This window comes from Bradyrhizobium sp. USDA 4449 (genome assembly GCF_054056275.1).
In genome coordinates this window covers 6,783,945-6,808,352 of record NZ_JBSRYD010000001.1, presented here as the reverse complement: position 1 = coordinate 6,808,352, position 24,408 = coordinate 6,783,945, and the positions used below count along the sequence as shown (strand labels likewise).

Genomic DNA, 24,408 nt, shown 5'->3' with positions numbered 1-24,408 from the left:
ACAGGCTCAACTCGCCAGCGCCGTCCTGAGCATCCTGGCGAGTTCCGACTTGCGGTAGGGCTTCGCCAGCAGCAGCACGCCGGAATCGAGCCGGCCGTGATGGACGATGGCGTTTTCCGTGTAGCCCGAGGTGAACAGCGTCTTCAGCTCCGGGCGCCGCCGTGCCGCCTCGTCGGCGAGCTGGCGGCCGTTCATGTTGCCGGGCATGATGACGTCGGTGAAGAGCAGGTCGATGTCCTCGTCCGCATCGATGATGTCGAGGGCTTCGGCCGCGTTGGCCGCTTCCAGCGCGGCATAGCCGAGGCTCTTGACTTGGGTCACGACATACTGCCGCACCAGCGCGTCGTCCTCGACGATCAGGATCTTCTCGTTGCCGCCGGCGATGGGCACATTCTGCAGCACCTCGTATTCGGTCTCCTGCACGCCGGTGGAACGCGGCAAATAGATCTTCACGCTCGTGCCGTGGCCTTCCTCGCTGTAGATCTTGATGTGACCGCCGGACTGCTTGACAAAGCCGAACACCATGCTGAGGCCGAGGCCGGTGCCCTTGCCGACCTCCTTGGTGGTGAAGAAAGGATCGAACACCCGATCGAGCAGGGCGGCCGGAATTCCCGATCCCGTGTCGCTGACCGCGATCATCACGTATTTGCCGGCGACGACGTCGACATTCATGCTGGCATAGCCGTCGTCGAGGAAGATGTTGCGGGTTTCAAGCACCAGGGTGCCGCCGTCCGGCATGGCATCGCGTGCGTTCAGCGCGAGATTGAGGATCGCGGTGGAAAGCTGGCCCGGATCGACCAAAGCGGGCCAGGCATCCTCGGTGAGCTGCGGCATGATGGTGATCTGCTCGCCGAGCGTGGGGTGCAGCAGCTTGGTGGCCTCGAGGATCAGCGCATTGACGTCGATCTCGCGCGGCTGCAGCGGCTGCTTGCGGGCGAAGGCGAGCAGATGCTTGGTCAGCTGCGCGCCGCGCTCGGCGGCATCGTCGATCAGCTTGGTGATGGCGGCAAGCTCCGGCCGGTCGGCGACTGCGTCCGCCAGGATACCGATCGTGCCGGTGATGACGGTGAGCACGTTGTTGAAGTCGTGGGCGACGCCGCCGGTCAGATGGCCGATCGAATCCATCTTTTGGACCTGCCGGAGCTGGGCCTCCGCCGCCTGTTTGTCGGTGAGGTCGCGGCCGATGAAGAAATGGCGCTTCACCGGCTCCGACCAGGTGCCCATCCAGTTCAGCGTGACCTCGTGTCCGTCGTAATGATAGTAGCGCGCCTCGAAGCTGCGCTTGATATGACCGCGCCGGGCCGCGCGCATCTCCTCGCGCGTCCTCTCGAGATCGTCGGGGTGGATGAACTCTGTCGCGCTGTGCCCGATCATGTCTTCCGGAGTGAAGCCGAGAATCTCCTTCACGCTCGGGCTGACCTGGATGAAATTGCCGAATCCGTCGGTGACCAGGATCAGGTCCTGCGAGGTCTCGAAGATGCGCTGGCGCTCCTCGATCTCGCGGCGCAGCTTTTCTCGTGATTGCTTCTCCTCGGTGATATCGTGGGCAATCTTGGAGACGCCGATGATCTCACCACTGACTGATTTCAAGGGAGAGATATTGAGCACGAGGTCGATCGGGCGCCCGTCCTTTCGCACACGGACGGTCTCCTGCTGGGCGATCGTTTCGTTGTTGCTGACGCGGTTGAGAATGCTTCTGACCTCTGCCTTGCGATCCTGCGGCACGATCATCTCGATGGACTGGCCGATGGCCTCCGCTGCGGAATAGCCGAGCAGGCGCTCGGCGGCCTTGTTCCAGCCCGTGATGATGCCGTCGAGGGATTGGGTGATGATGGCATCGTTGGAGGACTCGACGACCGCACCGTAGAGTGCGAGGCGCTTGTCGTAGTAGTCGCGCTCCGAAGCCGATTGCTCGCGCAACCGGCCGAGGAGGCCCATCGTGGTGGCCTGGAGACGAACGTTCTCGATCAGGAGCACGGCGAGCACGAAGCTCGCAGCGCAAAGGCCGTAGAGCCGGCCGGCATAGAAGCCGAGATCGTAGCGCGCAACGTTGGCGATCGCCGACAATGCGATGTCGAACAGCCAGGCGCACATGGTGACCATCAGCCAGATGTCGATCACCGTATGCGGCTTGCGGAGCCACAACGTGATCAGCGCCGCGAAGCTCAAGGACCAGACGAATGATACCACCCCGATCATGGTGGTGGTGTAGCGACCGTCCTTCAACAGGACGGGCAGCAGATCGTGCTGCGCCGTGACGACCCAGGCGATGACGATCATCGCGGCGATCACGCCGAGGACGGCGACCACGATCGAGCGCCCGGTCGGTCCGTCGACCTTGGGGCCACCGTCGGCATCCTTCAGCCAGCCATAGGCCAGCACCAGCAATGGGAAACCGCCGTGCCAGATCATGTAGAGCCAGACCGTGGTCTGGGACCCGGCGCCCAGCAGTCCGGTCGGCGCGAACAGCCCTGGGAAGGTCAGGGCGTGGGTTACCGCCGACGCTGCGGTGAACAGATAACCGGTGGCCAGCAGCAGCAGTGCGCGGCTGCGCAGCACATAGAATTGCGACAGCAGCAGAACGGCCGTGATGATGTCGCTGACCGTGAGCGCCGATTGATAGCTCGCCACGAAGCCCGGTACCTGGGCCAGCGGCGTGCCCGCGAAGGGCACGGCGATTGCGAACAGGATCGCGGAAACCCCGACGATCGCCAATGCTCCAGCGCGATCGCGCTGCGTGGCCGGCAAGGTCGAAAGGAATGTGCTTCGGTCGTTCTTTGCGTGCACGTCAACCTCTCGCTAGGTCGATGGGTAGTCCACGTGGCTTCGTTGGCCGGCTGCCTTGGATTGTCGGCTCTCGCCTCCATGGTAGCCGGCTCCGGGCGCGTGTCCTGGGGGAACGTGCCCACGACTCAACCGAGGGTTACAGCTTACTTAACTCGGACAGGGAATCGGAATAGGAAGTCGGTAAGGTTGGCTTTACTGGACGGACCCCATACTGGCCGGGCGCCCCCCGCCGTTGAATTGAACCAGTTAATGATACGAATCCGGGAGTTGTTCCCATGCCCCGTGTCCTTGTTGTCGATGATCAAAAGGACGTCCGTGCCATGGTCTCGATTGTTCTTCGGGTCAACCAATACGACGTGGTCGAGGCGGAGAGTGGCGCGGCGGGCCTGAAGGCGTTCGGCGAGAACGTTTTCGATGCAGCGATCGTCGACATTTTCCTGACCGATGCCAGCGGGATCGAGGTCATGGCAGCTATTCGCGAACGGATTCCCGGATTTCCGATCGTGGCGATATCCGGGATGACGGCGCTGGATTTCATGGGCGAGGCACCCGGCCTCGACGGCGTGATATGCCTGCAAAAGCCGTTTCGGCCGAACGACCTGCTGCAGGCGCTCCGGAAGGCGCAGGAAGCGGCGGGCGACGAGCTTTTCGCAGCCGTCTGACGGCGTGCCGAAACAAAACGCCCCGGCGAGCCGGGGCGTTGACGCTGGTGGAGTTAAAAGGTCAGCAGTCCTGTCTCAAGTGCCGTTGCCCTTGATCTGGGCGTAGCCGCCCTTGGCGTCCCACTTGTAGACGACGTAGTCGAGCTGCTTGATGTCGCCCTTGGCATCATACTCGATCGGGCCGATCACGGTGTCCCACTTGCCGGCCTTCATCGTTTCCATGACCTTCTTGGGGTCGGTGGTGCCGGCCTTCTTGGCTGCCTGCGACCAGACCTGCATCGCCGCGTAGGTGTAGAGCGTATAGCCTTCGGGGTCGATATTCTTGGCCTTGAAGGCGTCGACGATCTTCTTCGCGGTCGGCTTCTCGCGCGGATCGGGACCGAAGGTGAACAGCGTGCCTTCGCCGGCGGGGCCGGTGATGGAGGCGTATTCCTTGTCGGCGAGCGCGTCGCCGGCCATCAGGATCGTCTTGAGGCCCTGGTCGCGCATCTGGCGCAGGATCAAGCCGCTTTCCTGGTGGTAACCGCCGACATAGACGAGATCGATGTTGTCCTTCTTCAGGCGCGAGACGATCGCGTTGAAGTCCTTGTCGCCCTTGTTGTAGGACTCGTACATCTTCTCGGTGATGCCGGCCTTGTTGAGCGCCTTCTTGGTCTCATCCGCCAGACCCTTGCCGTAGGTGGTCTTGTCGTTGAGGATCGCGATGTTCTTGCCCTTGAAGTTCTTGGCAATGTATTGCGCGGCGATCAGGCCCTGCTGATCGTCACGGCCGCAGACGCGCGCCACGTTCCAGAGCTTGCGCTCGGTGAACAGCGGGTTGGTCGAGGCAGGCGTGATCTCGAGCACGTTGCCGTCGGCATAGGCTTCGGACGCCGGGATGGACGACGACGAGCAATAGTGCCCGGCGACGAACGGAATCTTCGCGCTTGCAATCTTTTCCGCGACCGAGCGGGCCTGCTTGGGATCGCAGGCGTCGTCCTCGACATCGAGCGCGAGCTTCTTGCCGTTGACGCCGCCGGCGGCGTTGATGTCTGCCACGGCCATGTCGGCGCCGTTCTTCATCTGTCGGCCGAAGGCGGATTCAGTGCCGGTCATCGGACCTGCAACTGCGATGGTGACATCCTGCGCGAATGCCGCGCTCGACAGCGCGACCGACGCGCCGAATGCCAGACCGATGAGTTTCAGTGACTTCATGAGATACCTCGCGGGTGATCGCCTGTGGAAGTTGCCGGGTTGGCCCGGTTCAAACCGGCGCCATTCTTGAATGAATCCCGGGAGAAGTCACCGGCAAAATACGGGCATGAGCGCAGATATTTCGGCGCATTCGGCCGCGCCGAACCCGGCTCCACGAGGAGGCGGGCGGCCTCAGCCGTGGCGGCCACCTTCCAGATAGGCGGCGCGAATCTCGGGGCGCTGCAGCAACTCGGCACCGGTTCCGGCCAACGTGATCAGGCCATTGACCATGACGTAACCGCGGTGGGCGAGCTTGAGCGCATGATTGGCGTTCTGCTCGACGATCAGGACGGTCAGGCCGTCCTGCCGGTTCAGGACGCGGATGGCATCAAAGATCTGTCGGGCGATCAGCGGCGCCAGGCCCAGCGACGGCTCGTCGAGCAGGAGCAGGCGCGGGCGGCTCATCAGGGCACGGCCGATCGCCAGCATCTGCTGCTCGCCGCCCGAGAGCGTGCCGCCGCGCTGCGCATAGCGCTCTTTCAGGCGCGGAAACAACGTGAACACGCGCTCCAGCGTCGCCTCGCGCTCCGCATCGGTGCACTCCGTGGCGTCCGCGCCCATCTGGAGGTTCTCCGCCACGCTCATGCGCGGGAAGATACGGCGGCCCTCCGGCGACTGCGCGATGCGTAAGTGTGCGATCTCGTGGGTAGGGACGTCGGTGATGTCGCGGCCTTCGTACAGGATCTGCCCGGCGCGGGCACGCGGCCTGCCGAAGATCGTCATCATCAACGTCGATTTGCCGGCGCCGTTGGCGCCGATCAGCGCGACGATCTCGCCTGGATTGATCGCGACATCGACTCCCTTGAGCGCCTCGATCTTACCATAGGCGGCGCGCAGGCTGCGGATCGCGAGCAGGGGGGTGGGAGCGGACGTCACGTGCCGCCCTCCATTACGGCCGCAGCCTCTTCCTCGTCCGTGCCGAGATAGGCCGCGATCACCTTGGCATCGTCGCGCACCTCCCGCGGCGTGCCTTGCGCGATCTTCACACCATGATCCATCACCACGATGTGGTCTGAGATCTCCATCACCACCGACATGTCGTGCTCGATCAGCAGGATCGAGGTACCGTCACTGCGGATCGAGAGCAGCAGCTCGCTGAGCGCGGCGCTCTCGCGTGCATTGAGGCCGGCGGCGGGCTCGTCCAGGCACAGAAGCGCGGGCTCGGTGCACATCGCGCGCGCGATCTCGAGCCGGCGCTGGTCGCCATAGGCGAGATTGCCGGCGGCGTCGTCGGCGCGATCGAGCAGATTGATGCGCCTGAGCCAGTCGGTGGCGAGCGCGATCGCCCGTTTTTCGGCATCGCGGTAGGTGGGCACGCCGATCAGGCCGAGAAACGTAAAGCCCGACGCGCGCATCAATGCGTTATGCTGGGCCACCATCAGGTTCTCCAGCGCCGTCATGCCGGGAAACAGCCGGATGTTCTGGAAGGTGCGGGCGACCTTGGCGAGCTTGGCGATTCGGAAATCGTTGAGCCGCTCCAGCGCGATTTGCCGGCCATCATCATGGGAGAGGCGGATGGCGCCGCCGGTCGGCTTGTAGAAGCCGGTAATGCAGTTGAAGACGGTGGTCTTGCCGGCGCCGTTCGGTCCGATCAGCGCGGTGATCTTCTTGCGTTCGGCCGCAAACGACAGGTCCTGCACGGCGACGATGCCGCCGAAACGCATGGTGAGCCGGTCGACACTGAGAATTGTATCCTCGCTCATCCGTGCCCCTCCTTGACCAGGTCGGAGGAGATCGTTTGCGCCTTGGTCAGATACACGGTCGGCGCGCGATGGCCGATCAGGCCGCGCGGCCGCCAGATCATGATCAGCACCATGGCGACGCCGAACACCAGCATGCGGTAGGTCTCGAGGCTGCGGAACAGCTCGAAGCCGCCGATCATGGCGAGCGCCGCCAGCGCGACGCCGAGCTGCGAGCCCATGCCGCCGAGCACGACGATGGCGAGCACCAGCGCCGATTCCTGGAAGGTAAAGGATTCCGGGCTGATGAAGCCCTGGCGCGTCGCGAAGAACGCGCCCGCAAAGCCGCCGAACATGGCGCCGGTCGCGAACGCCGTGAGCTTCGTCGTCGTCGTGTTGATGCCGAGAGCGCGGCAGGCGACCTCATCCTCGCGCAACGCTTCCCAGGCGCGTCCGATCGGCAGGCGGCGCAGGCGGATCGTCACCCAGTTGGTCAAAAGCGCCAGCGCCAGGATCAGGTAGAACAGGAAGACGATGCGATGGGTCGGCGAATATTCGATGCCGAGTTTGGCAGCCAGCCCGTCGTCGCTGTTGTCGAGCGGAATGCCGAAGAAGGAGGGACGGGGAATGCCCGAGACGCCGTTGGGCCCGCCGGTGAGATCCTGCCAGTTGATGATGACGAGGCGGATGATCTCGCCGAAGGCGAGCGTCACGATTGCGAGATAGTCGCCGCGCAGGCGCAGCACGGGGAAACCGAGCAGCACGCCCCAGAACGCGGCAAGGATGCCGGCGAGCGGCAGGCAGACCCAGAACGACCAGCCGAAATTGGTGGCGAGCAGCCCGTAGGAATAGGCGCCGACTGCGTAGAAGGCGACGTAGCCGAGATCGAGCAGGCCGGCGAGCCCGACCACGACGTTGAGGCCCCAGCCCAGCATCACATAGGTGAGCACGAGGATCGCGAGGTCGAGGATGTAGCGCTGGTTATAAAAGATGACAGGCACCAGCAGCGTGAAGATCAGGAGCGCGGGCGCAAGGTAGCGGCCGATGAAGGAGACGCCGTTCTGCACCGAAGCGGGCACGAGCTTCTCGGCGCCGGTCGGGCCGATCCATTGCCGCAGCAGCTCGATCACGATCGAGCCGCCGAACACCGCGGCGACGAGCGAAGCGAGGTCGCCGAATCGCGTCCAATAGGTGAGCTGGCCGTCGGAGCCCGCCTCGGTGCGGATACCGACCATCAGCGAGAACAGCACCAGCGCAATCACCGCGTTGATGAATGCGGTCTTCAGCAGGAACGGGATGCCGGCGGTGCGACGTGTGTTGGTGGTCTCGTGCGAGCTGGCTGTCACGCGGGCGGTCCGTCAGACTTTTTCGACTTCGGGACGGCCGAGCAGGCCGGTCGGCATGAAGATCAGCACGACGATCAGGATCGAGAATGCGGCGACGTCCTTGTACTCGACCGAGAAATAGGCCGACCAGAACGTCTCGATCAGGCCGATCGCGAGACCGCCGAGCATGGCGCCGGGTAGCGAACCGATTCCGCCGAGCACGGCGGCGGTAAAGGCCTTGATGCCGGCGACGAAGCCCATGAAGAAATCGACCAGGCCGTAATAAAGCAGGTACATCAGGCCGGCGACCGCGGCGAGCGCGGCCCCGATCACGAAGGTCATGGAGATGGTGCGGTCGACGTCAACACCAAGCAGCGCCGCCATGGTCTGGTCCTGCTCGCAGGCACGCATGTCGCGCCCGAGCCTCGTGCGCGAAACAAGCCAGGTGAAGATGGCCAGCAGCACGATGGTGGTGAGGACCACCATGATCTGGATGTTCGAGAGCTGGATGACGAAGCCGTTGGCGCTCTCATGCAGTGTGTAGCCGCCTTTGATGAAGGGCGGGATCGGCTTGACCCGCGCCCCTTGCGCAACCTGCGAGTAGTTGGTCAGCACGAACGACATGCCGATCGCGGACAGCATCGGCGCAAGGCGGAAGGAGTGGCGTAGCGGCCGATACGCGATGCGCTCGATGGTCCAGCCATAAAGTGCGGTAATTGCCATCGAGACCAGCAGCACCACGAGAAGGATCACCGGGATCGCGGTCAACCCGAGCGAGATCAGGATCAGGAAGGTGATGAGTGCGATGAAGCCGCCGATCATGAAGATGTCGCCATGGGCGAAATTGATCATGCCGACTATGCCGTAGACCATCGTGTAGCCGATCGCGATCAGGCCGTAGATGGAACCAAGCACGAGGCCGTTGATGAGCTGCTGGGCGAAATAATCCATGCGCTGCCGTTACCAACCTGACGCGACTGAAAGGGAAGCCTTCGAGAGAGTGCTTACGCTTCTTCTCGGGCCCCGGCAGCCCCTCGAGCGTTCTTCCCGTTTTGTAACAGGAGGGAACTGGTGCCTGCAACTGCCCGGCCTCGGCATTGAGGGCTTGTACAGAGTCATTTCGGCGCCTGGTGCCAAAATCTGGTTCCCGCAACGAGGAACCGGCTCTGCAGGGCAACCAAATCAGCCCCAGGCCGTTATCCCGAGTGACGTCCAACAAGGGAGTTTCCCCCAATGACGAAGCAGCAGAACCAGAATCCGGGCCAGCAGAACCAGAGCCCTGGTCAGCAGCGCCCAAGTCAGCAACCAGGGCAGCAGCAGGGCGGAGGCCAGAAACCCGGACAGCAGCAGCAGGACCCGATGCGCCAGGGCGACAACAACAAGCCGGGCCGGCAGCAGGGTGGTCAGCAGGACAACAGATTGGATTGAAGGTCGAGGGAGTAGCAGGAAGGGGGCCCGCCGGAAGGCAGGGCCCCTTTTCTTTTGGGGAAACGGGCCAGTTAAGGTAAACAAAGGGTTTAAATTGCCGCTACACTCCGATGCGCGTTAGCTCCCGGCAAAGCCTTCTGTCCGAGGGCAATGACGAAACGGGAAGCGGCATGTTCAGGAATTGGCGGATCGGCTCGATCAACGGCGCGCTGCTGGCGGCCTATTTCATTCCGGCCTGGACCATGGTCGCCTTCAACATTTTCGTGGCGCCGGTGCACGGCCTCTACGAGCGGCCGAGCGTTGCCGTGGCGCTGTTCCTCAGCGACGAGCTTCAGATGTCGGGCATGAGCACCGTGCGCGCCGCCTGGCTGCTGGCGCTCGGGCGACTGACCGTCGTGGCGTTCTTCGCGATCTATCTTGCGCTGCTCGCCATTCCCCGCACCCGCAGGAGCGGGAGCAGCGACGAGGCGCTCGGCATCGCGCTTGCGATCGGGAGCCTGATCTCGTTTGCGAGCATGGTGATGGCATCGAAGGTGGGCGAGATGGCCGCGCTCCGGCTGCATGCAACCGAGCTACTGCTGCTGCTGGGTGCCGCGGTCGTGCTGGTGATCGAGCGGCCCGCGCCGGCGCCGAAGACCGTCGACGTCGCGAAGGCCGCGCCGCTAGCTCTCGAGCAAGCCGAGCTCCTGCACAACAGCTGAGGCCTCCTTGACGGCGTGGTTCGCCGCCGGAACACCGCAATAGATCGCCTGCTGCAACAGAATTTCCTTGATGTCGTCGGGGCTGAAGCCACCTTCGGCGAGTGCCGCGCGCACATGCAGGCGGAATTCATCCCATTGTCCGAGCGCGACCATGGTGCCGATCACGAGCACCCGGCGCGTGCGCTCGTCGAAATGCGGTCGCGTCCAGATCTCTCCCCAGGCGTAGCGGGTGATCATGTCCTGGAAGTCGGTGTTGAAGGCATTGCGGTTGGCGATCGATTTGTCGACCCAGGCATCGCCCAGCACCTTGCGGCGTACGGTCATGCCGGCATCGCGGCGCTTCTGGTCGTCCATGATTGTTTCCTCCTTCGTCATTGCGAGCGGAGCGAAGCTATCCAGACTGTCTCTGCGGAAAGATTCTGGTGCTTCGCTTCGCTCGCAATGATGGTCTTGGTCAGCGTTGCGTCAAGAATCCCACCACCGCGTCGGTGAACGCATGCGGCTGCTCGACATTGGAAATGTGGGCGGCGTCGATGATGGTCATGCTGGCGCCGGGAATGTTCGAGCGGATCAATTCGCCGGCCGAGATCGGCGTCGCCATGTCGTGGCGGCCGGCGATCACCAGCGTCGGGCTCTTGATCTCAGGCAGCATCGCGCGCTGGTCGAGCGTCGACAGTGCCTCGCAACAGGCGAGATAGCCTTCGACCGGCGTGGACAGCAGCATCGCCTTCATCCTGGCGGTGATGTCGGGCTCGCGCTCACGGAAATCCTGGGTGAGCCAGCCGGCGATCACGCCGTCGGCGACCGCAGCGAGGCCGCCCTTCTTCACGGCGTCGATGCGCTCCAGCCATTTGGTCGGCTCGGCATAGTAGCAGGAGGTGTTGGCGAGGATGAGCTTGCCGAACCGCTCGGGCGCGTTGGCGCCCAGCCATTGCCCGACCATGCCGCCCATCGACAGGCCGCACCAGTGCACCTTCTCGATGTTGAGATCGTCGAGGATTGCCAGCACGTCGCGGCCGAAGCGCTCCATCGTATAGGGCGGGGGCGGTACGCTGGACTTGCCATGGCCGCGCCGGTCATAGCGGATGACGCGGAACACCTGCGTCAGCGCCTTCATCTGCGGCTCCCACATCTGCAGCGTGCAGCCGAGCGAGTTGGAAAGCATCAGGGTCGGCCCGCCATCGCGGCCCTCGACGGAGACGTTGAGCAGGCAACCGTCGGCATCGATCATGGGCATCGTGGCGTCTCCGTTCTATTCGCGCTCAAGGCCGTCGAGCAGGCGATCAATCAGAGCCTGCGAGGCTCCTTGATAGGCCATTGGCTCGAACAATGCCGCAATTTTCTCAGGCGTCAGATGCGCGGTGACCTGCGAATCGGCCGAGAGCACCTCGCGCAGATGCCTCTTCTCGGCAACCGCTCGCTTGCTCGCGGCCTCGATCAGGTGATGCGCATCGCTCTTGCCGATCTTGTCGGCGAGCGCAAACGTGACGGCCTCCGCCATGATCAACCCATGCGTCGCATCGAGATTGCTGCGCATGCGCGCGGCATCGACGTCGAGCCCTTCGGCGATGTCGACGATGGCGGCAAGCGCGCCTGATGTGACCAGCATCAATTGCGGCAGCGTTGGCCATTCCGCGTGCCAGGGGCCGGCGCTGCGCTCGTGGTCCTGCACCTGGGCTGCAAAGATCGTCGCAGCGAGCTGTGGCGCCATGGTTGCGCAGCCGAGCGCGCTTGCGGCCGCGACAGGGTTACGCTTGTGCGGCATCGTCGAGGAGCCGCCGCGGCCTTCGCCGGCGGGCTCGAAGGCTTCGCCGACATCGGTCTGCATCATCAGCGAGACGTCGCGCGCGATCTTGCCGCAGCTGCCCGCGAGAATCGCAAACGCCGAAGCTGCCTCCGCGATGCGGTCGCGATGGGTGTGCCAGGGCGCTTCGGGCAGCGCCAGGTTCAGCTCCTGCGCCAGCCGTTCGGCCACTGCCAGCCCCTTGTCGCCGAGGGCGGCGAGCGTGCCGGCGGCACCGCCGAATTGCAGGGCGAGGCCCTCACGGCGCAGCCGCCGCAGGCGGCAGCGGGCGCGGGCGAGGCTTGCGGCATATCCAGCTGCCTTCAACCCGAACGGCATCGGCAGCGCATGCTGGAGCCAGGTCCGCGCCACCATCGCGCTGTTGCGATGGGTGCGAGCCAGCGCGGCAAACCCCTTGATGGCCCGGCTGAGGTCGGGGTCGAGCGCATCGATTGCTGCGCGCAAGGTCAGCATGGTCGCGGTGTCGATAACGTCCTGGCTCGTTGCGCCCCAATGCACGTAGCGCGCAGCCTCGGCGTCCGTCTTTGCAACATGGGCGGTCAGCATCTTGACCAGGGGGATGGCGAGATTGCCTGACCGGGTCGCGGCCTCGGCCAGGGCGCCGATGTCGAGGCTGTCGGCCCTGCAGGCGGTTTGGATCGGGCCCACCGCGGCTTCCGGAATCACACCCGCCGCAGCCTCGGCCCGGGCCAGGGGCTGTCTCGAAATCGAGCATGTTTTGCAGGGTGGCGCGGTCGTCGCAGACGGCGCGCATGGCGGCGCTCGACAGCATCGGCGCAAGCAGGGGAGAGAGGGGTGTACTCATGTTGCGCGGGACCTAACCACCATGACCCGGCTGTGCCAATCCCTGAGTGAGCGTACAAGGCTTTTTGCAGGTGCGAATATGCATTGCAAGTGAGCGGGTGCCGCTCTTTCCTTTGCGGCCTCCCTGCGTTACTTGAGCAATCTTGTTCTGATGCGATCCCCGGGAGGCGCCCATGGCCATGACGATGAACGGCGAAGTCCAGCTTGCGGCGCCGCGCGAGGCTGTGTGGGAAAAGCTCAACGACCCCGCGGTGCTGAAGGCCTGCATCCCCGGCTGCGAGGAGCTGGAGAAGACCGACGACGGCGGCTTTCGCGCCACGGCGAAAATGAAGGTCGGCCCGGTCTCGGCGCGCTTCAGGGGCAAGGTGACGCTCTCCGATCTCGATCCGCCGAACGGCTACAAGATCTCGGGCGAGGGCGAGGGCGGCGTGGCCGGCTTCGCCAAGGGCGGCGCGGCCGTGAAGCTCGCCGAGAAGGATGGCGGCACGCTGCTCTCCTACGAGGTCGAGGCGCAGATCGGCGGCAAGCTTGCGCAGCTCGGCCAGCGCCTGATCAACGGCACTGCCAAGAAGCTGGCCGACGAGTTTTTCGCGAATTTCGCCAAGGCGGTACAGGGCTGAACGCCCCCACTTTCGTCATGGCACCGTGCGCCCGGGGCGATGTTGCCCCCGGCCATAATGGCCCATATGATGGGTTGGAATAATTATAAGAAAGAACCGCTTCGACGGGACCCGTCGGGGCGCTGATAGAGAGTGCTTATGGCAAAAATCTCCCTCATCGTGAACGGCAATCCTGTCAACGGCAATGTCGACCCGCGTACGCTTCTGGTGCAGTTCCTGCGCGAGAATCTGCGGCTGACCGGTACGCATGTCGGCTGCGACACCTCGCAGTGCGGCGCCTGCGTCGTGCATCTCGACGGCAAGGCCGTGAAATCCTGCACCACGCTGGCCGTGATGGCCGACGGCCACGAGGTCAAGACCATCGAGGGACTGGCGGCCGATGGCGCGCCGCTGCATCCGATGCAGGAGGCCTTCCGTGAGCACCATGGCCTGCAGTGCGGCTTCTGCACGCCCGGCATGATCATGACCGCGATCGATATCGTGCATCGCAAGGGCCACGAGCTCGACGACCATACGATCCGGGAAGAACTTGAAGGCAATCTCTGCCGCTGCACCGGCTACCAGAACATCGTCGCCTCGATCGCCGCCGGCGCGAAGGCAATGGCGAAATCCGATCTCGCGTAACCGCGCGCCCTCCGCGATCAGGACATCCAGATGTACGAATTCAAATACCACCGCCCCGGCACCGTCCGGCAGGCCGCCAATCTTCTGGTCAAGAACGAAGACGCAAAGGTCATCGCCGGCGGCCACACGCTGATTCCGGTCATGAAGCAGCGCCTCGCAAGCCCGCCGCATCTGGTCGACCTCTCCCATATCGAGGGGCTCGACACGATCGAGATGAAGGGCCGTTCGCTGGTGATCGGCGCGACCGCCAAGCATGCCGAGGTCGCGACATCAGCCATCGTCGGCGAGGCCATTCCGGCGCTGGCCAGTCTCGCCAGCCAGATCGGCGATCCCGCGGTGCGCCACAAGGGCACGATCGGCGGCTCGCTCGCCAACAACGACCCGACCGCGGATTATCCGGCCGCCGTGCTCGCGCTCGGCGCCACCATCGTCACCAACAAGCGTCGCCTCAAGGCCGAAGAGTTTTTCCAGGGCCTGTTCTCGACCGCGCTCGAAGCCGACGAGATCATCACCAAGGTAATGTTCCCGCTGCCGAAGAAGGCCGCCTACGTCAAGTTCCGCAACCAGGCTTCGCGTTACGCGCTGGTCGGCGTGTTCGTGGCGCGGCGTCCCTCGGACGTGCGCGTCGCCGTCACCGGGGCCGGCTCGGACGGCGTGTTCCGCGTCGAGGCGTTCGAGGAGGCGCTGAAGAAGCGGTTCGCCTCAAAGGCGATCGAAGGCATCGAGGTGCCCGCGGAAGGGCTCAACAGCGACATCCACGGCAGCGCCGAATATCGTGCGCATCTCATCGGCGTACTGACGCGGCGCGCCCTTGATGCGGCTAACGCCAAGGGGTGAGTGAACCTCACGCCTCGGCCAAACTTGTCCCGGGTAGGGGCGTAGCGAGACTGGCTTTTTCATGACTTCAGCGACCCTGCCGGCATCGGTCGATGCGATGCTCGAACTCTTGACGTCGCGCGGCTATCTCGCCGAGCGGTCGCTGGCGACGGTGACGTATCTCTCGCTGCGCATGGGCCGGCCGCTGTTTCTTGAAGGCGAGGCCGGCGTCGGCAAGACCGAGATCGCAAAGGTGCTGTCGGCGGCGCTGGGACGAAAGCTGATTCGCCTGCAGTGCTACGAAGGCCTCGACGTCTCGTCCGCCGTCTACGAGTGGAACAGCGCCGCGCAGATGATCGCGATCCGGATGGCGGAAGCGGCGGGTGACACAGATCGCGAGCAGCTGTCGAGCGACATCTTCGCCGACCGCTATATGATCAAGCGGCCGCTGCTCCAGGCGCTCGAGCCTGACGTGGCAGGTCCCCCGGTGCTGCTGATCGACGAGCTCGACCGCGCCGACGAGGCGTTCGAAGCCTATCTGTTGGAAATCCTCAGCGACTTCCAGGTGACGATCCCCGAATTCGGTACCGTGAAGGCGCCGCATCCGCCGATCGTCATCATCACTTCCAACCGCACCCGTGAGATCCACGACGCGCTGAAGCGGCGCTGCCTTTATCACTGGGTCGATTATCCCGCCGCCGATCGGGAGCTTGCGATCGTGAAGTCGCGCGTGCCCGGCATCTCGGCGAAGCTGTCGCAGCAGGTGGTTCGCTTCGTGCAGGCGCTGCGCAACCAGGACTTCTACAAGTCGCCGGGCGTTGCCGAGACCATCGACTGGGCGACAGCCTTGTCCGAGCTCGATGCCCGCTCCCTGACCCCCCAGGTGGTCGGCGATACGCTGGGCGCGCTGCTCAAATACCAGGACGACATCACGCGGATGCAGGGCGACACCCTGCAAAAGGTGCTGAAGGAAGCGACGAGCGAGAATTGATGTCGCGTCTCCACTGAGCCCGTCATTCGGCGTGCCGCGACGGAATGACGAGCGGGAGTACCCAACCATGGCCGTCAACCACCTTGCACCCGAGCAAACCGAGCAATTCGCCGACAACATCGTCGGCTTTGCCCGCGCGCTCCGCGCGACCGGCATGCCGGTCGGTCCCGGTGCGGTGATCGACGCCATGAATGCGCTTCAGGTGATCGACATCGGCAGCCGCGCCGACGTCTTCACCACGCTGGAATCGATCTTCGTCATGCGCCACGAGCATGCGCAGATCTTCAAGCAGGCCTTCAACCTGTTCTTCCGCGCCTCGGAAGAGTGGAAGCACATGCTGGATTCGGTGCCGCTGCCGGAGCAGGCCAAGAAGAAGCCGCAGGCCGGCGCCCGGCGCGTGCAGGAAGCGATGTCGCAGCCGCGGATGACGGAGACGCCGCAGCACCAGGAGCAGGATCTGCGTCTCTCGGTGTCCGACCAGGAGATCCTTCAGAAGAAGGATTTTGCGCAGATGAGCGCAGCCGAGATCGCCGAGGCGCTCCGTGCCATCGAGATGATGCGGCTGCCGCAGGCGGAGCTGCTGACGCGCCGGCATCAGCCTGATGCGCGGGGCTTGCGGCTCGACATGCGCAGAACGCTGCGCGCATCCCTGCGCACCGGCGGCGATATCATCGACATCCATCGCCTCGGGCGGATCGAAAAGCCGGCCCCGATCGTCGCGCTGCTCGACATCTCGGGATCGATGAGCGAGTACACACGTCTGTTCCTTCATTTCCTGCATGCCATCGGCGATGCGCGCAAGCGGGTCTCGGTGTTCCTGTTCGGCACGCGTCTCACCAACGTCACCCGCGCGCTGCGGCAGCGCGATCCGGACGAGGCGCTGGCGAGCTGTTCGGCCGCGGTCGAGGATTGGGCGGGCGGCACGAGGATCTCGGCCTCGCTGCACAACTTCAACAAATTGTGGGCGCGGCGGGTGCTGAGCCAGGGCGCCATCGTGCTCTTGATCTCCGACGGGCTGGAGCGGGAGGCCGATTCCAGGCTCGCCTTCGAGATGGACCGGCTGCACCGCTCATGCCGGCGGCTGATCTGGCTCAACCCCTTGTTGCGGTTCGGCGGCTTCGAGGCCAAGGCCCAGGGCATCAAAATGATGCTCCCGCACGTTGACGAATTCCGGCCCGTGCATAATTTGAGTTCGATCCAGGAGTTGATCACCACGCTGTCCCGGCCGTTGCCGCCGCATCACCGCAGCCTTATCCGCCCCGCAGCCTGAGAGGCCAAGCCCATGCTCGATCGCGACGAGGATATCCTGAAGGCGGCGGAGGACTGGCAAAAGGCCGGCCGTGGCGTCGCGCTGGCCACCGTTGTTGAAACCTGGGGCTCGGCCCCGCGCCCGGCGGGCTCGAGCCTCGTCATCAACGACGAGGGCACGTTTCTTGGCTCCGTCTCGGGCGGCTGCGTCGAGGGGGCCGTGGTCACCGAGGCCATGGACGTGATCGAGAGCGGCAAGCCGAAGATGCTCGAGTTCGGCGTCGCCGACGAGACCGCCTGGAACGTCGGTCTGTCCTGCGGCGGCACCATCCGCGTGTTCGTCGAGAAGGTCGGCTAGCCGTGAAGCTCGCAATCCTGCACGAACTGAACACAGAGCGGGCCGCGCGCCGGCCCGTGATTTTGGTGACCGACACCGAGAGCGGCGAGCAGCGCCTGGTGAAAGCGGCTGACTTCGCCAGGGATCCGCTGCGCGCCGAGCTGGACAAGCAGCTTCGCATGGGCAAGAGCGCCAATGTCGAGTCCGGTGGCAAGAAGCTGTTCCTGAACGTCTACGCGCCGACCGCAAAGCTCGTCATCGTCGGCGCCGTCCATATCAGCCAAGCCCTGGCGCCGTTGGCGCGCTCGCTCGGCTATGACGTCACCGTGGTCGATCCGCGTACGGCGTTCGCGAGCCCCGAGCGCTTTCCCGATGTTCCGCTGGTCGCCGAATGGCCCGATACCGCGCTGCCGCCGCTCAATGTCGATGCCTACACCGCTTTCGTTGCGGTGACGCACGATCCCAAGATCGACGATCCCGCGCTGCTCCATGCCTTCGAGCGCAATTGCTTCTATATCGGTGCGCTCGGCTCGCGGAAGACCCATGCCAAGCGCGGCGACCGGTTGCGGGCGCAGGGCGCGAGGGATAGCGACATCGCGCGCATCCACGCGCCCATTGGGCTCCCGATCGGCGCAGTCTCGCCGTCCGAGATCGCCGTGGCGATCATGGCCGAGATCACGGCGGTGCTTCGGCTGCCACCCAAAGCAAAAGAAGAAGCGGCATGAAGTTTGGACCGGCGAGCCCCAGGGATGCGATCGGCGGGGTGACCGTCCACACCTTGCGCCAGGGTCCGCTGGTGCTGAAGAAGGGCACGACGATCGGGGCCGCCGAGGTCGAAACGCTGGAGCGTGCCGGCATCAAGGACATCGTCGTGGTGCGGATGGAGGAGGGGGACGTTTCCGAGGACGTCGCGGCCGCCAGCATCGCGCTTGCGATCGGCGGCGAGGGCATTCATGTCGAGCGCGCCTTCACCGGCCGCGCCAATTTGTTCGCCGCGCAGCCCGGCGTGCTGGTCATCGACCGCGCCGCCGTCGATCGTATCAACAATATCGACGAGGCCATCACTTTCGCGACCCTCTCGGCTTACAAGCCGGTGGTCGAGGGCGAAATGGTCGGCACCGTCAAGATCATCCCGTTCGGCGTTGAAGGCAGCTTGCGCGATGCCGCGGTGAAGGCGGCCGGCAAAAATGTGCTGAAGGTTGCGCCTTACGTCGTCAAGCGCGTCGGCGTGGTCTCGACGCTGCTGCCGGGCCTTTCTTCCAAGGTCGTCGACAAGACGCTGCGCGTCACCGCCGAGCGCCTCGCGCCGGCGGGCGCCGCGATCATCGCCGAGCGGCGCGTTCAGCATGACGAGCGCGCGTTGTCGGCTGCGATCAAGGAATTGCTCGCGCTTGGCGCCGAGCTCGTGATCGTGTTCGGGGCATCGGCGATCGCCGACCGCCGCGATGTGATTCCGGCTGCGGTTACCGGAATTGGCGGTGAGATCGAGCATTTCGGCATGCCTGTTGATCCCGGCAATCTGCTGCTGATCGCACGCGCCGGCAACGTGCCGGTGCTGGGTGCGCCGGGCTGCGCGCGTTCGCCGGTCGAAAACGGTTTTGACTGGGTGCTGATGCGGCTCCTGGCCGGCATCGAGGTGACGCGCTCCGAGCTGATGGGCATGGGCGTCGGTGGCCTCCTGATGGAAATCGTCACGCGCCCGCAGCCGCGCGCCAAACCCGAGACCGAGGGCAACAGCCAGGTCGCCGCCATCGTGCTCGCAGCGGGGCGCTCCACCCGCATGGGCGGGCCGAACAAGCTCCTCGCCGAGCTCGACGGCAAGAAGCTGGTGCGGATCGCGACCGAGCAGGCGCTGGCTTCGAAAGCATCCGAGGTGATCGTCGTTACCGGCCATCAAACCGAGCTGGTGGAGCAGGCGCTGCAAGGCCTGAAGGTGCGTTTCGTCAAGAACCCGGATTTCGCCGGCGGCATCGCGAGCTCGGTCAAAGCAGGCATCGCCGCGGTGTCCGACGCATGCGACGGCGCCGTGGTTTGCCTTGGCGACATGCCGCTGATCGATGCCGGCCTGATCGATCGCCTGATCGACGGCTTCGCGCCGGATCGTGGCAATCTCATCGTCGTGCCCGTGAGCGAAGGACGCCGCGGCAATCCCGTGTTGTGGTCGCGCCGTTTCTTCAAGGAGTTGATGACGCTCGACGGCGATGTCGGCGCGCGGCATCTGATCGCCAGGCACACCGAAGCGGTCGCTGAAGTGCCGGTGGACGGTGAGGGCGCGTTCCTCGACATCGACACGCCGCAGGCGCTGGAAGCGGCACGACGCGGATAGGCAGCGCCGTGATGCGATAGGTTGCGCACCACCTTCGCCGCTCGCCTACTTCTTCGTGTTCGACAGCTTCTCGCTGGCGGCCTTCAGGTCGACCCCACTCTTCGTCAGCAGGGCCTTGTCGCCGCTGCTGAACGTGAAGGTATCGGCGCCCGCGCTGATGCCGTTCCATGCGACGGCCTCTCCGAGCGACAGATACCACAGTCCCTGGAATCCAGATGAGTTATTGAGCTGTCCGGTCCAGACGGTGGTCGAGCCGCAGCCGAGGAAATTCACCGAGAAGCTGATCGCGGTGCCGGTGTTGCCGTAGGCCAGCCAGCCCGTCACGCCCTGCGGCTTGCCCTCGTCGCAGCTGCTTGTTGCGTTGTTGGTGTAGGTCCCCCTGATCGCACCCGTGTTCTGGTCGAAGCCAGTGATGGCCAGGATCGAGCCATATTGGTTGGTCCAGGTCCAGTTCACCGCCTGTGCATGCGCGGGCGAAAGTCCGATCAGACAGACCGACGCGATCATTCCCGGCAGCATCGTTTTGATCGGACGCATGGTCGCCTCCTGCGGCTCTGTTTGCAACTTGGCGACCGTAAATAACGCGATTTGAAAATACAACCAGAAAGTGTGTTGCCGAGATCGCTAGTCCCGCATCGCTTTTCAACCACTCGTTCACCAAGTGGAAACGACCGGCGCTTAAAGTCGCCCCACCTGCCTTGGGGGGAGGGGTTTTCCATGGGTTCTGATGTCGTCGCGCGCCGTTGCGCGATGTTTTTCTTTGTGCTGTCGGTTTGTATCGCCGGCGCCCGTTATATTACGCAAGCACATGCGGCCGGTGCTTTTGCCGTCGGCAAGTGCGGAGCCTATGGCCAGGCTTACGATTACGGCGCCGAGCACGAGGCGCGCGCCGCTGCGCAGAAACAGTGCAAGGGCGACTGCACGACCGTGACGATGAAGCGCGCCTGCGCGGCGATGTCGGTCGATATGGCCAATCCCTGTGGCGCCTATGGCTATGCGGTGAAGCCGAAGATCTCGGCGACGCTCAATGCCGCCACCCGCGAATGCTACAAATATGGCGGCAAGGAATGCGTGATCCGCGCCTGGGCGTGCGACGCCAAGGGGTGATCAAGTGTTGGGCTGCGATTAGCGCAGCCATCCCGCGTTGGTTTGCACCAGCTTGATCGGCTGCTCCGGCGCGTCGGTCGACCAGGGCACCTTGGCAACGGTGAATTCCGACCAGGCTTTCAGCAAGCGTGCTTCAACGGCGACTATGGCGTGGGCCTGCCAGCCCGCGATCGCCGCCGCCGCCGTGCCGCTGTCGGTCGTTTTGGCGCCGACCTCGGCTAGCAACGACGACGTTGTCGCCATGTCATTGTAGATTCCAAGCTCCTGTTGAAGGACGGCCAGCCTGCGCGAGAACCGCTTTGCGGATTTGCCGTGCCCGCAGAGCGGGAGCAGGAAGTCGGCGACGTAGCGCAGCTTCTTCGCGGCGAGACGGACGCGGTGACGCTCCTCCGTCGGCAGCGATTTGAACTTGCGGCCGCGCTTCAGCACCTTCGCATGCTGCGCCGACAGGACATTGCGGGCGAAGTTGACCGCCGGCTCGGCCAGTTGCCCCAGGCCTTCGGAAGCGACGTCGCTCCGCCAGCCGCGCGCTTCGATCCAGGCGCCAAGCCCGATCACGAAATACTGGCAGCGCCGGTCGGCGAGCGCGAGATGGGCCTGCTCGTAACAGGCCACGCGGCGTTCGTCGGCGAGCACGCCGAGCGCGTCGAAGCCTGCGACCGACGGGCAGCCATCCGCAACGGTGCGCAACGTGTCCTGCCGGAACACATCCCAGTCACGCGCGCCCGAGAGGCGTCCCGTAAGCCACTTTGCTTCGGCGCGCATCAGGTCGAGCTTGGCCACCGAGACCACCGACCGCATCAGGTCGAGCGCGGAGCGCAGGCGGCGCAGCGCGACGCGAAGCTGGTGCATCCCCTCGGGGTCGCGACCGTCCTCGGCCGCAGGCAACGACTGGAGCAAATGCAGAAAGCAGGATCGCAGGATCTCGGAGAAGGCCTCGTCGAGGGATATCGAGGGGTCCAGCCGAAGCTTCGGCGGCTTCGGCGCCCGTGGCGGCGCGTCGGCCGCGAGGTCAAATCCGCGCGCTGATTTGGTCCGGATCGAAGCTTTCACCTGGTCATGCTCGGCGAGCCGCCGCGCGAGCTCCCAGACGGCGGACGGGCTGCCGCTCTTGAGCTCGAGTTCGATCTCGCTGACGGGCAATGACCGGTCGCCAGACGTCAGTTGGCCCCGGTCGAAGGCAACTTCGACGGTGCCGGACGGCAAATCGACCAGGCGCTGATGCCGGTGGATGTCGCTGCTGAAGACGGCTTCGACCGGGTGGCGCGCCAGCTCGGCGCGCAGCTTGTCCGAAACCAGCGGCATGGCCAGCGCGATATCAGGCGCGATCGAAGGCACTGTTGCCTCCCATTCGCCGCGGCGCAGCGGATCGGTGCTGGGTTCCGTTTTTACGGTCTGCGTGAATCGCGTGCCGCTCTGGCGGACCCTGAAGCTGAATCCGGCACGCCGAAGCGCGCGTTTGGGCGTGTCGTAGTAGACGGCCTTGAGATGCTTGCGGGTTCCATTGTTGCGCGCATTCGCGGCGATGATCGGCGCATCGTTGAAGTCAGCCAGACGATCGGAAGCCACGAGCAGCTTGAGTTCGATTTCGGTCACGTGAGGCGCAACAGCGCTGGGCGAAACGGCTTCAGCTGTCGCCACCCCGGCGGGAGCGACGTCGGCCGGCAGGCCGGCGGATGCGGATTTGCTGTGCGGGAGCTCGTCACCGGAGATTTCGGAACCAGGTTTTTGTTCCGCGCCGGAAGCCGCAGTGTGCTTGGCCGCAATGTGTTGATTGTTTGACCCGGCGAGACGCCGCACCGGTTCAAGGGCTCGCTTGATGGCGTCGATTTCGGACATCAGCAGCTTTATGACAGTTCAGTGACAGAGCGCCGAGATATATCCGACTTGGCCTGCGGAGAGAAGCGCAGCCGATAGCAACTCTCATTGAATTTCCGCTCTGTGATCGATGGGGCAATCCGCGTTACATTCACGCCGACAGTCCAATGCTTGGAATTTTCTTTTCTTTCCAGGCGCTTGGACGAGTGTGGGAGAATTCATGAAATTCGATACCAAGATCGCCGTTGTCATTCGCAACGACCTCCAGGCTTGGCAGAAACTCAATGTCGCATCGTTCCTGACGAGCGGCGTCGCTGCCGCCTTTCCGGAGTGCATCGGTGATGCCTATGAGGACGCCTCCTCCACGAAATATCTTGCATTGATCGGCCAACCGATCCTGATCTATGGGGCCGACGGTCCGCAATTGTCGCGCGCACTCGATCGTGCGCTGACGCGCAGCGTCACGCCGGCGGTTTATACCGAGGACATGTTCAGGACCACGCATGACGCCGCCAATCGCGAGGCGGTGAGGGCGATTGCGCGTGCCGATCTCAATCTTGTCGGCATCGCGATGCGCGCCGAACGCAAGGTGATCGACAAGATCGTCGATGGATTGAAGTTTCATGGCTAGTGGGTGTGCCCGACGGCTCCCGCATCGTCATTGCGAGCGCAGCAATCCAGAATCTTTTTGCGGAGGCTTTCTGGATAGCTTCGTCGCTTCAGCGCAAAATTGCTTCGCAATTTTGTCGCGGGCTCCTCGCAAGGACCGACTGCCCAGCTACCCCGGCGGCATCCTCTCGAACTTCGTCAAACCAGGATCGAGCTGATCCCAGTCATACGCACGCATCGCGTAAGTGATCGCTTGCGGCTGGTAGCGGGCGGGCTCGTCGAGGCTCGCGGCGCGGATGGTGAAAATGCCGGGCATGGCCTTGAAGGTCATGTAAACACTCACGCCGCATTCGGCGCAGAAGGCGCGCGTCTTCAAATTGCCGCTGTCGCCAACCATGTCCCACGTCTTGGCTTCGCCCGTCACCGTCACGCCGGCGCGCGCGAAGGTGGCGTAGGAGCCATGTCCGGTGCCGCTTTCACGTTGGCAGTCCCGGCACTGGCAATGGTTGGCGAACAGGGGCTCGCCGGCAATCGAATAGCGGATTGCGCCGCAGGCGCAGCCGCCGGTGTAGGGCTTGTCCATCGTGATACGCCTTACTTGCTTTCGCCGCTGATCTCGTCGAGCTGCCGCACGACCTTCTTCCAGCCTCCGCTCATGCCGGTGAAGGCGGTCTCGTTCCTGGGCAGAACGAAGCCGGAATGAACCAGCCGGATTCGCGTGCCGGCTTCGACGGGGGTGAGGGACCACGTCACGATGGTGTCGAGCGGCGCGCCATAGCCGGTGTTGCGTTCGTCGCCGCCCTTCCAGGCGTAGACGAGGCGCCTGTTCGGCATCACCTCCAGCACGCTGCAATGGATGACGCCGTCCCAGTGGCCGCCCGGCGTGGTCTGGAACGTGAAGGCCTTGCCCTCGACAGCCTCGAAACCGGTCGGCTTCATCAGCCAGCGCGCGATCAGCTGCGCACTGGTCAGCACCTTCCAGACAGTCTCGGGCGCATGAGGAAGCACCTCGTCGATGACGATGTCTCTGACGTTTCCTCGGCTCTCGGCTTTCAGCTCGGCTGCACTCACGGGTCGATCTCCTTCAAGAGGTCACGCAGGTTCTGGAGGCGCTCGCGCCAGAAGACGCCGTAATGGTCCATCCAGGTGACCAGCGGCCCGAGTCCTTGGGGTGCAGCGCGGTAATAGACGTTGCGGCCCTCGGCACGCTCGGCGACAAGGCCCGCCTGCTTCAACGATTTCAGATGTTGCGAGATCGCGCCCTGCGTCACGCCGCTGCCGCGCGTCAGTTCGGCGACGCTGATCTCCTTGCCGTCGAAGACGCGCTCGAACACCGCGCGTCGGGTCGGGTCGGCGAGGGCACGCATCACGGCGGTGACGGGATTTGAGACGGCATCGATCATGCGAATAAATTAGTATACGCTAATGCATTAGTCAACACTAATTCGTCTTCATGTCGAGGCTGAGCCCTTGATTGACAATGACTGAC

Annotated in this window: 26 protein-coding genes and 1 pseudogene; 13 read left to right on the top strand and 14 right to left on the bottom strand. The window is 64.3% G+C overall.

Annotation, left to right across the window (positions count from 1 at the left end):
- Positions 1 to 6: 6 nt before the first annotated feature.
- The gene (locus tag ACVIIW_RS32150) at positions 7 to 2,787 is read right to left on the bottom strand and encodes a PAS domain S-box protein (protein WP_456704371.1); all 2,781 of its coding nucleotides are present in this window, start codon (positions 2,785 to 2,787) and stop codon (positions 7 to 9) included.
- Positions 2,788 to 3,062: 275 nt separating this feature from the next.
- Here ACVIIW_RS32150 and ACVIIW_RS32145 point away from each other — a divergent pair, with 275 nt between their 5' ends.
- Positions 3,063 to 3,449 (top strand): response regulator, encoded by a 387-nt coding sequence (locus ACVIIW_RS32145; protein WP_456704370.1) that lies wholly within the window; start codon positions 3,063 to 3,065, stop codon positions 3,447 to 3,449.
- A 75-nt stretch (positions 3,450 to 3,524) separates the two neighbouring features.
- Here the strand turns inward: ACVIIW_RS32145 and ACVIIW_RS32140 are convergent, their stop codons facing one another.
- The 5 genes from ACVIIW_RS32140 to ACVIIW_RS32120 form a co-directional block, all read right to left on the bottom strand.
- Positions 3,525 to 4,643 carry a branched-chain amino acid ABC transporter substrate-binding protein gene (locus ACVIIW_RS32140; protein WP_092228003.1) on the bottom strand — a complete coding sequence of 373 codons (1,119 nt, stop codon included), beginning with the start codon at positions 4,641 to 4,643 and terminating at the stop codon, positions 3,525 to 3,527.
- Positions 4,644 to 4,814: 171 nt separating this feature from the next.
- The gene (locus tag ACVIIW_RS32135) at positions 4,815 to 5,558 is read right to left on the bottom strand and encodes an ABC transporter ATP-binding protein (protein WP_456704369.1); all 744 of its coding nucleotides are present in this window, start codon (positions 5,556 to 5,558) and stop codon (positions 4,815 to 4,817) included.
- Positions 5,555 to 6,385, bottom strand: a complete 831-nt coding sequence (locus ACVIIW_RS32130) for an ABC transporter ATP-binding protein (protein WP_456704368.1) — start codon at positions 6,383 to 6,385, stop codon at positions 5,555 to 5,557. Before ACVIIW_RS32130 ends, ACVIIW_RS32135 begins: the two co-directional genes overlap by 4 nt.
- A complete protein-coding gene (gene livM / locus ACVIIW_RS32125) occupies positions 6,382 to 7,707 on the bottom strand; it encodes a high-affinity branched-chain amino acid ABC transporter permease LivM (RefSeq protein WP_456704367.1) in 1,326 nt (441 codons plus the stop codon). Before livM ends, ACVIIW_RS32130 begins: the two co-directional genes overlap by 4 nt.
- 12 nt (positions 7,708 to 7,719) lie before the next feature.
- On the bottom strand, positions 7,720 to 8,637 hold the full coding sequence (locus ACVIIW_RS32120) for an ABC transporter permease subunit (RefSeq protein ID WP_456704366.1): 918 nt from the start codon (positions 8,635 to 8,637) through the stop codon (positions 7,720 to 7,722).
- A 282-nt stretch (positions 8,638 to 8,919) separates the two neighbouring features.
- Between ACVIIW_RS32120 and ACVIIW_RS32115 the strand changes: the two genes are divergently transcribed.
- Positions 8,920 to 9,114, top strand: a complete 195-nt coding sequence (locus ACVIIW_RS32115) for a hypothetical protein (protein WP_456704365.1) — start codon at positions 8,920 to 8,922, stop codon at positions 9,112 to 9,114.
- Positions 9,115 to 9,284: 170 nt separating this feature from the next.
- Entirely contained in the window at positions 9,285 to 9,815 is a 531-nt protein-coding gene (locus ACVIIW_RS32110; RefSeq protein ID WP_456704364.1) for a hypothetical protein, read from the top strand.
- Here the strand turns inward: ACVIIW_RS32110 and pcaC are convergent.
- The 3 genes and pseudogenes from pcaC to ACVIIW_RS32095 all read right to left on the bottom strand — a co-directional run bounded on the left by pcaC (position 9,777) and on the right by ACVIIW_RS32095 (position 12,424).
- Entirely contained in the window at positions 9,777 to 10,169 is a 393-nt protein-coding gene (gene pcaC, locus ACVIIW_RS32105; protein WP_456704363.1) for a 4-carboxymuconolactone decarboxylase, read from the bottom strand. The genes ACVIIW_RS32110 and pcaC overlap by 39 nt on opposite strands.
- Positions 10,170 to 10,269: 100 nt before the next feature.
- Positions 10,270 to 11,052 carry a 3-oxoadipate enol-lactonase gene (gene pcaD, locus ACVIIW_RS32100; RefSeq protein ID WP_456704362.1) on the bottom strand — a complete coding sequence of 261 codons (783 nt, stop codon included), beginning with the start codon at positions 11,050 to 11,052 and terminating at the stop codon, positions 10,270 to 10,272.
- Between the two features lie 15 nt (positions 11,053 to 11,067).
- A pseudogene (locus ACVIIW_RS32095) lies at positions 11,068 to 12,424 on the bottom strand (3-carboxy-cis,cis-muconate cycloisomerase).
- Between the two features lie 172 nt (positions 12,425 to 12,596).
- On the opposite strand from ACVIIW_RS32095, the gene ACVIIW_RS32090 reads away from it, so the two are divergent.
- The 8 genes from ACVIIW_RS32090 (at position 12,597) to ACVIIW_RS32055 (ending at position 19,385) form a co-directional block, all read left to right on the top strand.
- On the top strand, positions 12,597 to 13,043 hold the full coding sequence (locus tag ACVIIW_RS32090; RefSeq protein WP_456704361.1) for an SRPBCC family protein: 447 nt from the start codon (positions 12,597 to 12,599) through the stop codon (positions 13,041 to 13,043).
- A 138-nt stretch (positions 13,044 to 13,181) separates the two neighbouring features.
- Entirely contained in the window at positions 13,182 to 13,667 is a 486-nt protein-coding gene (locus ACVIIW_RS32085) for a (2Fe-2S)-binding protein (RefSeq protein ID WP_092227994.1), read from the top strand.
- Positions 13,668 to 13,697: 30 nt separating this feature from the next.
- The gene (locus ACVIIW_RS32080; protein ID WP_456704360.1) at positions 13,698 to 14,504 is read left to right on the top strand and encodes an FAD binding domain-containing protein; all 807 of its coding nucleotides are present in this window, start codon (positions 13,698 to 13,700) and stop codon (positions 14,502 to 14,504) included.
- A gap of 61 nt (positions 14,505 to 14,565) precedes the next feature.
- Positions 14,566 to 15,474 (top strand): AAA family ATPase, encoded by a 909-nt coding sequence (locus tag ACVIIW_RS32075; protein ID WP_426419143.1) that lies wholly within the window; start codon positions 14,566 to 14,568, stop codon positions 15,472 to 15,474.
- A gap of 67 nt (positions 15,475 to 15,541) precedes the next feature.
- Positions 15,542 to 16,744, top strand: a complete 1,203-nt coding sequence (locus ACVIIW_RS32070; RefSeq protein WP_456704359.1) for a vWA domain-containing protein — start codon at positions 15,542 to 15,544, stop codon at positions 16,742 to 16,744.
- A 12-nt stretch (positions 16,745 to 16,756) separates the two neighbouring features.
- On the top strand, positions 16,757 to 17,080 hold the full coding sequence (locus tag ACVIIW_RS32065; RefSeq protein ID WP_008564652.1) for an XdhC family protein: 324 nt from the start codon (positions 16,757 to 16,759) through the stop codon (positions 17,078 to 17,080).
- 2 nt (positions 17,081 to 17,082) lie between these two features.
- On the top strand, positions 17,083 to 17,784 hold the full coding sequence (locus tag ACVIIW_RS32060; RefSeq protein ID WP_456704358.1) for an XdhC family protein: 702 nt from the start codon (positions 17,083 to 17,085) through the stop codon (positions 17,782 to 17,784).
- On the top strand, positions 17,781 to 19,385 hold the full coding sequence (locus tag ACVIIW_RS32055; protein WP_456704357.1) for an NTP transferase domain-containing protein: 1,605 nt from the start codon (positions 17,781 to 17,783) through the stop codon (positions 19,383 to 19,385). The genes ACVIIW_RS32060 and ACVIIW_RS32055 overlap by 4 nt, the downstream gene beginning before the upstream one ends.
- 45 nt (positions 19,386 to 19,430) lie before the next feature.
- Here the strand turns inward: ACVIIW_RS32055 and ACVIIW_RS32050 are convergent, their stop codons facing one another.
- Positions 19,431 to 19,922 carry an avidin/streptavidin family protein gene (locus tag ACVIIW_RS32050; protein WP_456704356.1) on the bottom strand — a complete coding sequence of 164 codons (492 nt, stop codon included), beginning with the start codon at positions 19,920 to 19,922 and terminating at the stop codon, positions 19,431 to 19,433.
- Positions 19,923 to 20,102: 180 nt separating this feature from the next.
- Here ACVIIW_RS32050 and ACVIIW_RS32045 point away from each other — a divergent pair, with 180 nt between their 5' ends.
- Positions 20,103 to 20,492, top strand: a complete 390-nt coding sequence (locus tag ACVIIW_RS32045) for a DUF4189 domain-containing protein (protein WP_456704355.1) — start codon at positions 20,103 to 20,105, stop codon at positions 20,490 to 20,492.
- 18 nt (positions 20,493 to 20,510) lie between these two features.
- Here ACVIIW_RS32045 and ACVIIW_RS32040 read toward each other — a convergent pair whose 3' ends face one another.
- On the bottom strand, positions 20,511 to 22,331 hold the full coding sequence (locus ACVIIW_RS32040) for a CYTH and CHAD domain-containing protein (RefSeq protein WP_456704354.1): 1,821 nt from the start codon (positions 22,329 to 22,331) through the stop codon (positions 20,511 to 20,513).
- A gap of 199 nt (positions 22,332 to 22,530) precedes the next feature.
- Here ACVIIW_RS32040 and ACVIIW_RS32035 point away from each other — a divergent pair, with 199 nt between their 5' ends.
- Positions 22,531 to 22,941 carry a DUF2000 family protein gene (locus ACVIIW_RS32035; protein WP_456704353.1) on the top strand — a complete coding sequence of 137 codons (411 nt, stop codon included), beginning with the start codon at positions 22,531 to 22,533 and terminating at the stop codon, positions 22,939 to 22,941.
- Positions 22,942 to 23,088: 147 nt separating this feature from the next.
- On the opposite strand, the gene ACVIIW_RS32030 is transcribed toward ACVIIW_RS32035, so the two are convergent.
- From ACVIIW_RS32030 to ACVIIW_RS32020, 3 genes are read right to left on the bottom strand one after another with little or no spacing between them, the layout of a single operon-like run.
- Positions 23,089 to 23,502, bottom strand: a complete 414-nt coding sequence (locus ACVIIW_RS32030) for a GFA family protein (protein WP_456704352.1) — start codon at positions 23,500 to 23,502, stop codon at positions 23,089 to 23,091.
- Between the two features lie 11 nt (positions 23,503 to 23,513).
- Complete coding sequence (locus ACVIIW_RS32025; RefSeq protein ID WP_456704351.1) at positions 23,514 to 23,990, bottom strand: SRPBCC family protein; 477 nt, start codon at positions 23,988 to 23,990, stop codon at positions 23,514 to 23,516.
- Positions 23,987 to 24,322, bottom strand: a complete 336-nt coding sequence (locus ACVIIW_RS32020) for an ArsR/SmtB family transcription factor (RefSeq protein ID WP_456704350.1) — start codon at positions 24,320 to 24,322, stop codon at positions 23,987 to 23,989. The genes ACVIIW_RS32025 and ACVIIW_RS32020 overlap by 4 nt, the downstream gene beginning before the upstream one ends.
- Positions 24,323 to 24,408: the final 86 nt, after the last annotated feature.